The organism is Methylocystis rosea, assembly GCF_003855495.1.
GTDB lineage: Bacteria > Pseudomonadota > Alphaproteobacteria > Rhizobiales > Beijerinckiaceae > Methylocystis > Methylocystis rosea_A.
On record NZ_CP034086.1, the window covers coordinates 3,291,378 to 3,305,747 of the forward strand.

Annotated in this window: 10 protein-coding genes, 1 tRNA gene and 4 pseudogenes; 5 read left to right on the plus strand and 10 right to left on the minus strand. The window is 61.3% G+C overall.

Going from position 1 to position 14,370, the window contains the following annotated elements:
* Positions 1–172 precede the first annotated feature (172 nt).
* Entirely contained in the window at positions 173–2,863 is a 2,691-nt protein-coding gene (locus EHO51_RS15915) for a glycoside hydrolase family 99-like domain-containing protein (RefSeq protein ID WP_245434633.1), read from the plus strand.
* A 616-nt stretch (positions 2,864–3,479) separates the two neighbouring features.
* On the opposite strand, the gene tnpC is transcribed toward EHO51_RS15915, so the two are convergent.
* The 6 genes and pseudogenes from tnpC to EHO51_RS15945 form a co-directional block, all read right to left on the minus strand.
* Positions 3,480–5,087 carry an IS66 family transposase gene (gene tnpC / locus EHO51_RS15920; protein WP_124737199.1) on the minus strand — a complete coding sequence of 536 codons (1,608 nt, stop codon included), beginning with the start codon at positions 5,085–5,087 and terminating at the stop codon, positions 3,480–3,482.
* Positions 5,088–5,160: 73 nt separating this feature from the next.
* Entirely contained in the window at positions 5,161–5,508 is a 348-nt protein-coding gene (gene tnpB / locus EHO51_RS15925; protein ID WP_124737200.1) for an IS66 family insertion sequence element accessory protein TnpB, read from the minus strand.
* Positions 5,505–5,855 (minus strand): IS66-like element accessory protein TnpA, encoded by a 351-nt coding sequence (gene tnpA / locus EHO51_RS15930; RefSeq protein WP_205788970.1) that lies wholly within the window; start codon positions 5,853–5,855, stop codon positions 5,505–5,507. The genes tnpB and tnpA overlap by 4 nt, the downstream gene beginning before the upstream one ends.
* Before the next feature lie 124 nt (positions 5,856–5,979).
* Positions 5,980–6,994: pseudogene (locus EHO51_RS15935) on the minus strand (IS110 family transposase).
* Between the two features lie 73 nt (positions 6,995–7,067).
* Positions 7,068–7,731, minus strand: a pseudogene (locus EHO51_RS15940) (IS5 family transposase); the annotation flags it as partial.
* Positions 7,710–8,687, minus strand: a pseudogene (locus EHO51_RS15945) (IS630 family transposase). The pseudogenes EHO51_RS15940 and EHO51_RS15945, both read right to left, overlap by 22 nt.
* A gap of 222 nt (positions 8,688–8,909) precedes the next feature.
* On the opposite strand from EHO51_RS15945, the pseudogene EHO51_RS15950 reads away from it, so the two are divergent.
* Positions 8,910–9,518, plus strand: a pseudogene (locus EHO51_RS15950) (transposase); the annotation flags it as partial.
* 489 nt (positions 9,519–10,007) lie between these two features.
* Positions 10,008–10,199, plus strand: a complete 192-nt coding sequence (locus EHO51_RS20700) for a hypothetical protein (protein WP_205788971.1) — start codon at positions 10,008–10,010, stop codon at positions 10,197–10,199.
* Positions 10,200–10,294: 95 nt separating this feature from the next.
* On the opposite strand, the gene EHO51_RS20705 is transcribed toward EHO51_RS20700, so the two are convergent.
* The 3 genes from EHO51_RS20705 to EHO51_RS15965 form a co-directional block, all read right to left on the minus strand.
* Positions 10,295–10,522: a hypothetical protein gene (locus EHO51_RS20705; RefSeq protein ID WP_205788972.1), complete on the minus strand. Its 228-nt coding sequence runs from the start codon at positions 10,520–10,522 to the stop codon at positions 10,295–10,297.
* A 205-nt stretch (positions 10,523–10,727) separates the two neighbouring features.
* A tRNA-His gene (locus EHO51_RS15960) sits at positions 10,728–10,804 on the minus strand.
* 70 nt (positions 10,805–10,874) lie between these two features.
* Positions 10,875–11,426, minus strand: a complete 552-nt coding sequence (locus EHO51_RS15965; protein ID WP_124739700.1) for a DUF721 domain-containing protein — start codon at positions 11,424–11,426, stop codon at positions 10,875–10,877.
* Positions 11,427–11,501: 75 nt separating this feature from the next.
* Between EHO51_RS15965 and EHO51_RS15970 the strand changes: the two genes are divergently transcribed.
* Together EHO51_RS15970 and EHO51_RS15975 are read left to right on the plus strand one after the other, a co-directional pair.
* Positions 11,502–12,563, plus strand: coding sequence for an A/G-specific adenine glycosylase (locus tag EHO51_RS15970; RefSeq protein WP_124739701.1), 1,062 nt, complete (start codon positions 11,502–11,504; stop codon positions 12,561–12,563).
* A gap of 22 nt (positions 12,564–12,585) precedes the next feature.
* Positions 12,586–12,852, plus strand: a complete 267-nt coding sequence (locus EHO51_RS15975) for an Imm74 family immunity protein (RefSeq protein WP_018406673.1) — start codon at positions 12,586–12,588, stop codon at positions 12,850–12,852.
* Positions 12,853–12,870: 18 nt separating this feature from the next.
* Here EHO51_RS15975 and glpK read toward each other — a convergent pair whose 3' ends face one another.
* Positions 12,871–14,367, minus strand: coding sequence for a glycerol kinase GlpK (glpK, locus tag EHO51_RS15980; RefSeq protein ID WP_124739702.1), 1,497 nt, complete (start codon positions 14,365–14,367; stop codon positions 12,871–12,873).
* Between the last annotated feature and the right edge of the window lie 3 nt (positions 14,368–14,370).

Genomic DNA, 14,370 nt, shown 5'->3' on the forward strand with positions numbered 1-14,370 from the left:
TGGGGGAAGGACCAAAATTCGGGTCCGTAATGCTAATAGCTCGGAATCCGGCTCTTAACAAGAGCCGTGGTCGTCGGTATGTTTGCTGGCGACCGCCTGGGCTGACATCTCGATGCTCCCGAGCAGCCGACGGTTCGCGTGGTAGAGGATCAAAGATTTGGAGATCGCCGCAGTGGCCTTCGGTTGGTTGCGATGGATTTTCCCGGAAGCCGTCAAGTTCACTAATTTGATACACCCTGAAAGGACCAGTCTACGACGGCTTGTCGACGCCGAGTATTATTATAGGGTGTATCCGGATATAGTCGAAGCAAAAGTCGACGCAGCTCAGCACTATCTTGAAGCAGGGTGGTGCGAAGGGCGAAATCCGAGCGAAGGCTTCAACACTTTATGGTATTTGCATATCCATCACGATGCCGCTCTAAGCGGCGTAAATCCGCTCCTTCACTATTTGCGCTGTCCAGAAAAGCCGCGGGGGGCGCCGGACGAGTTTGCTTCGCCGGATTGGATCCGCGATGCGGCGACAAATCTAACATTACCACCAATAGCGAGGGCGTTTGCCGCAAATTACGACTTGGTTAGCCAATCGGAAATGTTCCACGCTGAATTCTACCAAGCGCGATATCCCGATGTGTTCGGCGACCAAATCGAACACTATCTTCGTTATGGCTGGCGCATGGGATACGATCCGGGTCCAGATTTTTCGACAAACAGGTATTTAGATGCCAATCCCGACGTCCGCGAAGCCGGCAGCATACCGCTTATTCACTTCGTGAAGTTTGGTCGGCGCGAAGGTCGAAATCCTTCTCCTCCGCCGAGTTCGACGGAAAAGAAAAGGGATGATGGAAGCGCTACGCCTGCAAATCCCAGGAGCAGCGTGAGCGAGGCCGCAGAAGCCTATCGCAGTCAATACATCACGCAAGTCGAAATTGCAGCGGGTCGCCGCGCGCCGCAGTACGCGCCTTTATCATTGCACTCTGTTCAGGTTTCCGCGGACGATCCTGCCATCCTAGCTTTCTATCTCCCGCAATTTCATCCGATAGCAGAGAACGATCGGTGGTGGGGAAGAGGTTTCACCGAATGGACCAACGTTTCTAAGGCCACAGCCCAATTCGTGGGACATTATCAACCCAGACTTCCAGGCGAACTTGGATTTTACGATTTGCGTCTCCCCGAAGTTATGGCGCGTCAGATCGGATTAGCGAAGCACTACGGCGTCTCGGGATTTTGTTTCCATTATTATTGGTTTGATGGCCATAGGTTGCTCGATCGGCCGCTGGAACTTTTTCTCAGTCAATCCGCAATTGAATTTGATTTTCCGTATTGCCTTTGCTGGGCCAATGAGAACTGGACAAGGCGCTGGGACGGTTCGGAGCACGATATTTTAATTCAGCAGATCCACACGCACTTGGACTACGAGCGCGTTTTTAAAGATCTCAGCCGTTTCATGGGAGATAAGAGATACATTCGCGTCGACGGCATGCCGGTTATCTTGGTCTATCGCCCGACTATCATTCCGGACGTAACAAACATGGCTGAGATCTGGCGGAAATTGGCCCTAAAAGCTGGCTTGCCGGGCTTGTATCTAGTTGCAACCAACGCCTTCGGTTTCGACTATCCAGAAGAGATCGGATTTGACGCGGTCTGCCAATTTCCGCCTCACGCCGTGCATGTTCGAAGAGTCGATGAAACTGGGCTGCAATTCTTAAATGGGGACTTCTCGGGGAAGATATACGACTACGGCGAGGCTGTGAACGCAAACCTCAAATTTTTACAACGAATTGGCGAAGAAGGGCGCCATCGAGATTATTTTGCCGGCGTTATGCCCGCGTGGGACAATGAAGCGCGCAAGCCGGGAAATGGGCAGGTGTTTCACAACTCAACGCCTCAGAAGTTTCGATGTTGGCTGGGGGGCGCTGTCGAATGGTCGAAAAACAATAACCCGGCAGGTCGACGCTTCGTATTCGTAAACGCCTGGAACGAATGGGCGGAGGGAGCTTACCTCGAACCTGATCGCAAATTCGGCTATGCCTATCTTTCGGCCGTGGCGAATGTTCGAGCGAAAGGAGCATCCAACGATCCTACCCTTTCCTGCATCGCAGATCGATTGGCGTGCAGCAGAAAGCCCAAAGGAAGAATGGTCCTCTGTCTTCATGTATTTCATGAAGCCTCGACCGAGGCGTGCGCCGCTGCAATAGAGATAGCCCGGTCTGTCATGCCGTGTGATGTCATCCTCTCCTTACCTGCCTTTTGGGATGAAGGAGCGGCAATCAAGGCCGTCGATCTTATGGATCCGGTCAGAATCGTGATTGCGAGCCATCGCGGAAGGGACGTGGGGGCCTTTTTGAAAGCATTGCATATAGCCGAAAACTTGGGCTATACTTTAGGCTGTAAACTTCATTCGCAGAAGCTCGAGGAGCCCAGCGGGAGTCAGTCGATTGAAAGCATGGTTGGCAATCGGAATGCTATCGAATCCGCGATGGCTGAATTTGCCGCGAACGCGAGCGTAGGACTTGTTGCACCCCTAACCGCGATGGCGTCTTGGTCAGACTTGAGCGAGACCGAAAATAGCCAAAGGGCCGCTAGGGCAATTCTCGCTAGAATTGGACTTGAAGGAGCGAAGCTCGAGGACTTTGTTGCGGACTCGATGTTCTGGTTTCGCCTGTCGGCAGTGACCAAGGCGACCCAATTGCCGTTTGATATTTCTGATTTTGAACCCGATTTGGATGCTATCGATGGTACATTGGCCCACTCACTCGACCGTCTATTTCCAACCCTCGTGGTCGGCAGCGGGTATAAGGTTAGCAACTACGCCACCGTTTCTTTGCCTCGAGCTCGGTCCTGGACAAAGCATCTTTGGGGGTAGGCGTCGAATGCAAACTATCTATTGTGCGGAGCTCACCGAGTTTGAACTGTGCAGCATCGTTGGCATTGGTAAGCTATGGTTGGCCCCTATTTGGTGATCCCGGAGCAAGGCTAGATGTTTGATCCCGGAATTTGGCTCACCTGCCACGTCGCTCGCGTGCGGTCTGAACTGCCTCTGAAAAACTCCTGCACGATCGATTAGAGTCCGGCCTATCGCGGGACGGACGAGATGAATAAGAAACGGTTTACGGGAGAGCAGATCATTGGCATTTTGCGGGAGCAGGAACCGGGCGCGAAGTCGCCGATCTAGGGTCCAGACTCTTAAACATCTGTGGACGCCCCTTTGGACCCAAGGCATTTTTTCGGAACCCACGGCGCGTGGTTGGGTGCCGACATCTGTCCGGCCTCGAATGTGGCTACACAGACGCCGCAGGCCCATATGGAAGTTCGGCGGATCAGCTCCAAATCAGAAGCGCGTGCTTGGCGCACTTGGTTATGAACTGGCTGACTGACCCCGTCTCACCGACTGATGCGCCATATTTTCCGTTCGATCACCCTACGTCCTCGACGACCTCGCGTAAGCCTTCGCCGTAGGCCGCAGGGTAGGTCCGCGGCGGTTATGCCGCCAGCGCCGACGCGGCGTCGTTCTTGTGCCAGTTCCACGGGAGCAGCTCGTCGAGCCGATGCGCGGGGTGGGTTGCGATGCGGGCGAGGACGTCGGCGAGCCAGGCCTGCGGATCGACGCCGTTCATCTTCGCGGTCACGATAAGGCTGTACATCGCCGCGGCGCGCTGGCCTCCGCGATCGGAACCGCAGAACAACCAGCTTTTTCTGCCGAGTGCAATGCCTCTCAGCCCTCGTTCCGCAGCGTTGTTCGATAAGCAAACGCGTCCGTCGCCGAGGAACAGCGTGAAGGCAGTCCAGCGTTTCAGCATGTACTGGATCGCCTTTGCGAGATCGTGTCCGCGCGACAGCTTCGCGACCTGTTCGCGCAGATAGCTTTCGAGCTCGTCGACGAGTGGGCGGCTCGACGCCTGGCGAACCGCAAGACGTTCCTCCGCGCTCTTGCCGTTGATCGTGCGCTCGATCGCAAACAGTGCGTCGATCCGGCGCACGATTTCGATGGCGATCGGCGACAGCGGGATTTCCTTCTTCCCGGCCGCCCTGCGACGCGCGTTTTCGTCGATGTCCGCCATTGCGAAGAACGGACGCCGTGCGTGGGTCCAACACGCCGCCTCCCGGATCGGGCCGGGCTCGCGGTCTGCAAGATACAGCTTGTTGTAGCCGTCATAGGCGTCCGCTTGCAGGATGCCGGAGTATCCCGCCAGATGGCCCTGCGGATGTTCCCCGCGCCGATCGCGCGAGTAATAGAACATCGCGGCCGGCGGCCCGGCGCCGCCGAAGGGCGCGTCGTCGCGCACATAAATCCAGCAGCGTCCTGTGTCGGTCTTGCCCTTGGCCAGCACGGGAACCGTGGTGTCGTCCCCATGCAGCCGCTCGGCTGCGAGGACGTGCGCCTCGACAAGACGCCGCAGCGGATCGAGAACGGAGCAGAGGGAGCCGACCGCGTCGGCCATGGTCGACAGGGCGATCGGCGCGCCTTCCAGCGCATAGCGCTCGGCCTGGCGGTTCAGCGGCTGATGCTGGCCGAACTTCTCGAAGGCGATCATCGCAAGGAGGCTCGGCCCCGCCCAGCCGCGCGCGACGACATGGAACGGCGCGGGGGCTTGCGTGATCTTCTCGCAGTCCCGGCAGGTGAACTTCTCTCGCACAGTCTCCACAACCTTCCACTGGCGCGGCATCGTCTCCAGCGTTCGCGTGACATCCTCGCCGAGCTTGCGCAGGCGCGAACCGCCGCAACAGGCGCAGGCCTTCGGCGCCTCGATGACCACGCGCTCGCGCGGCAGATGGTCGGGGAAGGTGTTGCGCTCCGGCCGCTTGCGTTCGAAGCCGGCGACCGTCGTCGTCTTCGCGACGGCGCGCTCCGCGGCGAGTTCGTCTTCCGTCGCGCTCGCCTCCAACTCCTCCAGCTCGAGCGACAACTGATCGAGCAGCCGCGCAGAGCGCTCCGATTTCTGCCCGTAGATCTGCCGTTGCAATTTGGCGATCTGGAGCTTTTGCGCCGCGATCAGCGCCATGTCTTCCGACGCCTTTGCAAGCGCGACGGCGAGCTGCGCTTTCAGCACGGCGTTTTCGTCGAGAAGAGCTTTGGCCGCAGCGTCCATGACGCGAAGTGAATCATACTTCCAGTGATTTGTGGCGCCCCAAAATGCAGTCGACCCCAGCTTTTTTCACGCCTTACCCCGCGCTTTGCGGCCTGTAGGTGAGTTGCGGGTTTCGCCAGTCAATTCCTTCCAGCATATAGGCCATCTGTCCGGCCGAGATCGACACCACGCCCGCACTCGCCGAGGGCCAGATGAACTTTCCTCGGTCGAGACGCTTGGCATAAAGCGACAGGCCAACCCCGTCGTGCCAGAGGATTTTCGCCAGGTCACCGCGGCGACCGCGGAAGATGTACAGGTCGCCCGCGTGCGGGTCGCGCTTCAACTGCTCCTGCACCTGAAGCGCCAGCCCCTGCATGCCACGCCGCATGTCGGTATGGCCGGTCGCGATCCAGACCCGGCAGCCCGCCGGCAGCGGGATCATCGGCGCAGCGCTTTCAATGTCGCGGCGATCGTCGCAGAAGGCGCGCCGGCGCCAATCCGAACACGGGCGCCCTTTATGTCCACTTCGATGACGTTCGCGTCGATGTCGTTCAGAGGCGGTGATTGCGGCGGCGGCGTCTCGATGACTACCGGCGAAAACCCGCAAGCGTCGATGCTTCCGTTCCGTTGCGCCGCTCGGCGCCACTTGTAGACCAAGCTCGTGCAGACATCCTCGCGACGCGCCACCTCGGCGACCACCGCGCCGGGCTCCTCAATCGCCGCCAGTATCCGAACCCGATCTTCGTCCCTCCACCGTCGGCGCCGTTCGACGCCCGTGATCAATGTCATCCGACCCATGCTGTGCAGTTAGCCTCGCTCATAAAGCCGACTTAGCTGCGCAGCATCGCGTTCCTGCTCAAAATTCGAAAGGCGGCCCACGCCGAAGGGATACGACCTCGCAGCGTACGACTGCTTACGCCGCCGCTGGAGCCTGATAGATTCCACCGTTCGCCAAGAGCGCCCAGATTATTTGAGCCGCTTTGTTCGCGGCAGCGACCGTGACCAGCATCCGCGGCTTGCGTGCGAACATCCGATTGAGCCACGGATTCGATGCGCCGCTCCGGCTGCAAGCCTGGCGAACAACGGCGCGTGCCCCAATGATGAGCAACAGACGTATTGTTCGCTCACCCATTTTTGAGGTCGCGCCGAGCTGGGTCTTACCGCCTGTAGATCTTTGAAGAGGCGAAAGGCCAAGCCAGGCTGCGAAGTCGCGTCCGTGCTTGAATAACTCTGCTTGCGGCGCCAGCGCTGCAATCGCGCCGCCGAGATCGGTCCGACACCTGGAACCGTCGTCAGCCGACGAGCTCCCGGATCTTCTTTTACGCGACGAGCAATTTCTGCATCGAGTACGGCGATGATTTCTTATAGAGAAGCCAGCGATCGGATTAGAACTTCGAGCATCAACCTCGCACCGTTTGGCAGAGCGTTGGTTCGGTCTTTGACAAAGGCGATCAGCGTTTCAACGTGCGTCATCCCTTTGGGCGCGATGCATCCGTACTCTGCCAAGTGGCACGTAAGGCATTCACGCATTGGGTGCGCTGACGCACCAGAAGGTCACGGGCTCGAAAGACGACGGAGCTCGCTTGCTGCGCTTCGACTTTGACGCGACGAACCGCATGTTTGGCCGCTGCGCCGCCTCACGGATGGCCTCGGCGTCGGCTGCGTCATTCTTCTGCCGCTTCACGAAGGGCTTTACATACGTGGGCGTTTCAAACGGACGGTGTGGCCCAACTTTCTGATCTCCCGTCCCCAATGATGGGCTCCGCCACATGCTTCCAAGGCCACGAGGCAAGACGGCTGAGTCACAAAAAACTCGATGATTTTCCGTCGGGCGATTTTCTTTCGAAATACCACGCGCCCTGAGTCGTCAACTCCATGAGAAAGACGTTCTTCGCGATATCCAAGCCGATCGTGCTAACCTCTCCCACAGACGCCTCCCTCAAAAAGGTGTTCTCAACACCGCCACTTTGGCACAGTGATGCCGCCGGGGCGTCCACTCCATCAATAGCTGATTGTCGCCGCGATGCAGACGGCTGCGAGAAAGTTAGTCGCGCTTCGATCATAACGCGTGGCGATGCGCCTGAAGTCCTTCAACCGGCAGAACATGCACTCAATGGCGTTGCGGTTTCGGTAAGGGAAGGGTTGGCCTTGGGCGGGATGTTCGGCATCGCGCCAACATTCTCGACCTGCCGGCGGATGGCGTCGCTGTCGTAACCTTTATTGCCTTGCAGGATGTCACAGGTGGGCATCTTCGACAGAGGCTCTGCGCCGGCGGTGCAATCGGCGACATTGCCGCCCGTGAGCATGAAGGCGACGGGTCGGCATTGAGCGTCTGTCAGCGATGGATTTTGGTCGTGCGCCCGCCGCGCGATTGACCAATCGCCTGGGCGCGCTCCTCCCTTTGCCGCTACTGGCGGAGCGATGCGCCTTGGCCGCGGAGGAGTCGATGAGAAGCGGAGAAGCTACGGCGGCGGGCCCCAGCTTGCGCGAGCGCGTGGAAGAGATTGACCCACACGCCCTTGGCCGCCCACCGGACATAACGATTGTATAGCGTCTTCCGCGGCCCGTCTTCCGACGGCGCGTCGATCCAGCGCCCGCCGGATTTCAGCACGTGGACAATCCCGCTGATCACGCGCCGATCGTCTACTCGCGCCTTGCCCCTAGAGCGGATTCACATAAAACGGGCTCATATCCGACGGCGGCGAAGTAGTTCGCGCATTCCTGCGGCGTGAACTCTTCGAGCACGGCGGTGATCCTATCCCAGAGGGCGTCGACGGTTCGCTCGGCGGCCTTTCGCAGCAACGCTTTGAGTTTCGAGAAGGCCATCTCGATCGGGTTAAAATCCGGACTGTAGGGCGGGAGATAAGGCAGCGTTGCGCCTGCCGCCTCGATCGCCTTGCGCACGCCAGCGCCCTTGTGGCTGCCGAGATTGTCCATGACGACGATGTCGCCTTTGCGTAGCGTTGGAACGAGAACCTGATCGACATAGGCCTGGAACCAGAGGCCGTTGATCGGTCCGTCGAGGACAAAAGGCTTCGTTAAGTCCGTGTGGCGAAGGCCGGCGACGAAGGTCGTCGTTTTCCAATGTCCATGCGGGACGCTGGCGTGCAGCCTCTCGCCCTTCGCGGGGGGCCGCTCTTGCGCGCCATGTTCGTGGTCGCCCAAGTCTCGTCGATGAAGATGAGCCTCTTGGGATCGAGGTCGAGCTGACCATCGAACCAGTCTTGGCGTCGCTTTATGATGTCCGTCCGGTTTTGCTCGCTCGCATGGGCGGACTTTTTTTGAATGTCAGACCGCAGCGGTCGAGAAACGTCCACAGCTTCGCGCGACTGGCCTTAACGCCGCGCTCGGCGAGCAGCCGCTCCAAGAGTTCGCTGATGGTCAAATCCGGCGTCGCCTTGATCAGTCCCAGCAGATAGTCGCGATGTGAATCGACCTTCGAGCGTCGCGGCTGCCCTGCTTGCGCGCCTTTCGCTCGCCCGTCTGGCGCGCCCGCCGCATCCACACAATCGCCGTCGCGTCGCCGATCCCAAACCGCGCTGCGGCATGGCGAGCCGGCAATCCCGCCAACGCGGCGTCGATCACGCGATCACGCAAATCCTGGCTGCAGGCCCGAGCCATGCTTCGCCTCCATCGCTGTCGCAATGAAGGATTCACTGTTCAGCCGTTCGGGAATTCCGCGCAGAATCGGAAAACGACGAACGTGCTAATAGTGTCAGTGGAGAGGTGCGGCGCAATCTTCGCAAACTGGGCGTCGGTCAGCCAAAAACGGTCGGGAATCATTGCTTCCTTTCGGAAGCTGTCGATGTCGCACCCAAGCCAACAACTTTATGGGTCCGAGCCCTAGCGCGCAAATATTCGGTTTCCGAGCGACGCTCTACAATTGGAAAGCCAAGTTTGGCGAGATGGACGTCTCCGAAGCCAAGCTTTTGAAGGCGCTCGAGGAAGAGAACGCGCGGCTGAAGAAGCTTCTGGCGGACCAGATGCTCGACGCAGCGGCACTCCGGGAGCTTCTGGCAAAAAATGGTAGGGCCCGCCGCCAAGCGCGAAGCCGTCGCGCACCTTCGGGCCGTCATGGGGCCTTTCGTCGGGCCTGCAGCATCGTCGCCTCGACCGCACGACGGTTTCGCTATGCGCCAAAGCGGCCGCCGGATAAGGAACTGCGTGTAATATTTCGGGATTTAGCCAACGCGCGCCTCCGCTTTGGCTATAGGAGGCTAATCGTCTTGCTGCGTCAGGAAGGCGAGCGTTCCGGCAAGAACCGCATCTATCGGCTCTATCGCGAGCAAGGGCTCACGGTGTGCAAGCGCCGAGCCCTCCGCCGCGCTATCAGAAACACGGGCGCCGATCCTGATAGAGCCAAGGCCGGACGCACGCTGTTCGCTGGACTTCGTGCATGACCAGTTCGCTTGTGTCCGGCGGGTCCGCATCCTCAACATGGTCGACGACGTGATAGAGCGCTTCGTTCGCTTCATCAGCGTAGCCACATGCCGGAGGCCGACGACGCCCTGGCGCATCGCGTGTCGATCACGATGGAGGCGGAGTTTTGCGAAGCGGTGAATGGAGCGTTGGCGAGCATGGCAAGCCCGAGATCTTCAACACGGACACATTCCGACATAAACGGAATGCCAGAGGGCACCCACCAGCGATTCGGCTATGCGATCAAAAGGTGTATGAGTTGACGTCGTGGAGCTCTGGGAGAGCGCGGGGCGAATGTAAGCGGAGTGGCATCGGAAGCGAGCGACCGATCACGCAATTGTAGCCACTTGATCGAAGAGCCGCACCGCTATTCCCTGGGCTCGGGTTCAGGTCATGCGTTGCGGCTCGCGGACAAGGGATCGTTGAGTTGGGGCTGGCTGGGAGCCCATCCAACATTGCCGGAGAGGAGGGATAAATATTGCGCCTCTTCGGCCGGCTCGCGCGATTCGATCGTCGCGCTGCATGCGCAAGATCCTTCTGAATCACGACGACGAAGCCAAGGAAGGTCGCTGCGGACAGCCCGCCGATGACTACTTCGAGCACCGCGAAGCCATAGGCCTGCGTCGCGGTTACGCCGGGCCCGAGCCAGGCTGCGACGAGCGCCCATGCGGCGACGAGCAGGCGGAATTCCGTCGCTCCCATGCCGCCATATGAGAGGCGATGCACCCGCTCCGTCACAACTCTCAGATAGGTGTAGGAGCTCATCAGAATATAGAGAGAGAGCCCAGCAGAGACGAGCCGACCGTGAATTAGGACGAGACGCCGAGACCGACGACGATCAGAGTCTGAGCGATAAAATCGGACGAATGGTCGATGAAATAGCCGTAGTGCGGTCGCTCAATTGCTCGATAGCGCGCCAGCGTGCCGTCGAGCGAATCGCCGAACCAGTTGGGAAACAACCCTCCGACGACGGGACGAGAAATCTGTCGGACCAGCGACAGCCGATAAAGCCCAGGAGAGTCAGTCCCGCGCCGCACAATCCTATCGCGGTCAGATGATCTGGTGTCGTCCAGTGCGGCAAACGCCTCACCAGGGCCAACAGGGCGGCGCAGCGATGATCCCATCGTTGTCGGGCTCATAGCCACAACGTCTTGGAAGCTGTGTTCTGCTTACCGAATGCTTACCGAGAGTGATTGACCAATGCACAACAGAAAAAAACGTGACATAACTAATTGAAAGATATGGTACCGCCACCCCGGCTCGAACGGGGGACCCCCAGATCCACAATCTGGTGCTCTAACCAACTGAGCTATGGCGGCGTTTAGCGGCGCGAACCTAAAAGCAAGCGTTCGCGATTGCAAGCCTTCGCAAGGGCGGATCGGGGCGCCGTCAAGCGTCGCCGGGCGCGCCGCTCGGGCCGGCGAGCGCGCGTTCGCCGAGTCTGATAAGCGCGTCGCGCAGGCCTTCCTCGGCGACGCCCTCGGCCGCCGCGATGGCGCGCGCGCGCGCCGCCGCGTCGGGCTTGGACGCGCGGCCAAGGCTCGGCCGAGACGCAGCTGCGGGGTGTATCGCTTCCTGTCGTAGCGCGATCCGCGCGACGCAGCGCCAGCCGAGATGGGCATTGACCCGATCGATAATGGTCGGGGCGAGATGCTGCGCCTCAAGCCCGAAGCCGGGGTCCACGCGCAGCACGAGAGTCGCCGGCTCTCGCGGCGTCTTTTCGCGGCGTTTGCCCGGCGACGGGTCGGCCGGCTTCGCCCGCCGCTGCGGCGGCCACTGCAGCGAGGCGGGCGCGCAGATACGCGCGATTCGCGCCCCGACGATCTCACGCCAGCACAAGAGCAGCGAAGCTTCTCCGAAGCCGCGCGCGGCGATGAGCGGGTCGAGTTCGCGCGCAACGTAATCCGCGAGCGAGCGCGCTTTGAAGCCTTTGGCGCGCATGGGGACGCTCATTGGACTTGCGGCGACGCCGCCCTCCTTGCCGGGGCGAGGCTTCGCCCTCTATCAATCGCTCTCATGATAAAGCCTCGCGCGAGATCGACCAAACCGGGCGCGGCGCTGCTCGCCTGGTACGACGTCCATCGGCGCGACCTGCCCTGGCGCGCGCGGGCCGGCGAAGCGCCGGACCCCTATCGGATTTGGCTTTCCGAAATCATGTTGCAGCAGACGACCGTCGCGACGGTGAAGGAGCGCTATGCGGCCTTCCTGTCGCGCTGGCCGGCGATCGATGATCTGGCGCGCGCGCCGCTCGATGACGTTCTCGCGCAATGGGCGGGGCTCGGCTATTACGCCCGGGCACGCAATCTGCACGCCTGCGCCCGCGCGGTCGTGGATTCCGCCCGCGGATTTCCGCGCGAGGAAGCGGCGCTGCGCCGGCTTCCCGGAATAGGTCCCTATACGGCGGCGGCGATCGCCGCCATCGCTTTCGATCAGCCCTGCGTCGCCGTCGACGGCAATGTCGAGCGCGTCGTCGCGCGTCTGCACGCGATCGAGACGCCGCCGCGCAAGATTGCGCCGCTCGTTCGCGAAAAGGCCGCGGCGCTCATGAACCCCGCGCGCCCCGGCGATTCCGTTCAGGCGCTGATGGAGCTCGGCGCGCTTGTTTGCGCGCCGCGTACGCCGGACTGCCCTGCCTGTCCGCTGTCGTCTTTCTGCGCCGCGCGGCGTCTCGGCGCGCAGAGCGACTACCCAGCGCGCGAGCTCAAGCGGCCGAAGCCCAGACGCCGCGGCGCGATCTTTATCCTGCGGCGCGGCGACGAGGCGTTGCTCCTGCGCCGGCCCCTGCGGGGGCTCTTTGGCGGCATGAACGCCTTTCCTTCGACGCCTTTGACGCAGGACATCGCCGCCGCGGAATTCTCGGGTTTCGCGCCCTGCGCGGCGCGGTGGCGCGCGCTCGAAGAGCCGGTGACGCATGTGTTCACCCATTTCGCCCTGGAGGCGACAGTATTCGTTGCGCAAACGCGCGCCAAAGCGGCGCCTTCAGATTGCCGCTGGGCGGCGCGCGCCAATCTCGGTAAAGAAGGATTGCCCACCCTCATGCGCAAGGCCGCCGCTCGCGCCGGACTTCTCGACGCATGAGGCTGCGAGGCTGGAGGGAGCGATGGCGCGACGCGCAGGCGGCTATCAGGTCGAAGTGACGGAGGGCGCGATTCGCGTGCGCCGCGCCGGGAAAACGCTCACCATCCCCGCCGCGCCGCCGGACGGCGAATCTGAAGAAGACGCCGATTTCATCGTGCGTCTCGACGACCTCGAACATTGGGACGCGCCCGATGATGAAACGCCGATCGGCATCGAGGAGCTGCAGAAAATTCTCGACGCGGTCGAAAAGCAGCTCGAAAAGCACGGTTTGAGCGCGGATTTCGAATAGCGCGCCGTCTCCAACTTGTCAGACCGCCCAGCCGAGGGAACGCTCGACGGCCTTTTCCCAGGATGCGATCAGGCGCGCGCGCTCCTGCGGTCTCATATGGGGCGTAAAGCGACGCGATTGTCGCGTGTGCGTGGCGATGTCATCCAGGCTTTTGTAAACGCCGACGGCGAGGCCCGCCGCATAGGCGGCGCCGACCGCCGTCAACTCCAGCTGGCTGGGGCGGACGACCGGCGCGTCGATGACGTCGGCCTGAAACTGCATCAACAAATCGCTCCCCGCCATGCCGCCATCGACCTTGAGCGCGCTGATCTCAACGCCCGCGTCGGCGATCATCGCCGCCAGGACTTCGCGGGTCTGAAACGCCGCGGCTTCGAGCGCCGCGCGGGCGATATGGCCCTTGTTGGAGAAACGCGTCAGCCCGGCGATGATCCCGCGGGCGTCGCCACGCCATCGTGGCGCGAAAAGTCCAGAGAAGGCCGGCACGAAATAGACGTCGCCATTGTCCGGCACGCTCCTCGCCAGCGCTTCGATCTCGCGGCTCTCTTTGATGATCCCGAGATTGTCGCGTAGCCACTGCACCAGAGCGCCGGCGATCGCGATCGAGCCTTCCAGCGCGTAACAGGGTTTTGCGTCGCCAAGCTGATAGGCGAGCGTCGTCAGCAGGCCCTTGGTCGATATGCGCGAGGTCTCCCCGACGTTCATCAGCAGAAAACAGCCGGTGCCATAAGTGTTCTTGGCGTCGCCAACATTGACGCAGGCTTGCCCGAGCAGCGCGGCCTGCTGGTCTCCAAGCGCGCCGGCGAGCGGAACGCCGGCGAGCGCGCCGACGCATTCCCCATAGACTTCGCTCGACGAGCATATTTTCGGCAGGCATGCCGCGGGAATGTCGAAGATCCGCAGCAGCTCATCGTCCCATTGCAGTGTTTCGAGATTCATCAGCTGCGTGCGCGAGGCGTTGGTCGCGTCGATGACATGACGGCCGCCGCCGGGGCCGCCGGTCAGATTCCAGATGATCCAGGAATCGATCGTGCCGAACAGCGCCGCGCCCCGCGCCGCTCTTTCGCGGGCGCCGGGGATTTCGTCGAGAAGCCAGCCGAGCTTGAGCGCGGAAAAATAGGTCGCGAGCGGCAGTCCCGTCTTTGCGCGGACAAGATCGCCCAGACCTTGCGCCGCGATCCGGTCGACGGCGGCCTGCGTGCGCGTATCCATCCAGACGATCGCGTGATGAAGCGGCGCGCCGGTCGCCGCATCCCACAAGACCGTCGTCTCGCGCTGATTGGTGACGCCGACGGCCGAGAGGTCGCTGGCCGAGAGGTTGGCCTCGGCCAGCGCCGCTTGGATCACGCTCTGCGCATTGCGCCAAATCTCGGCCGCGTCATGTTCGACCCAGCCGGGGCGGGGATAGATTTGCCGGTGCTCGCGCTGCGCCTTAGCGACGATCCCGCCGACCTTGTCCATCAAGACAAAGCGGGTGCTCGTCGTGCCCTGATCGAGGGCGCCCAGGAGTTTGGACATTCA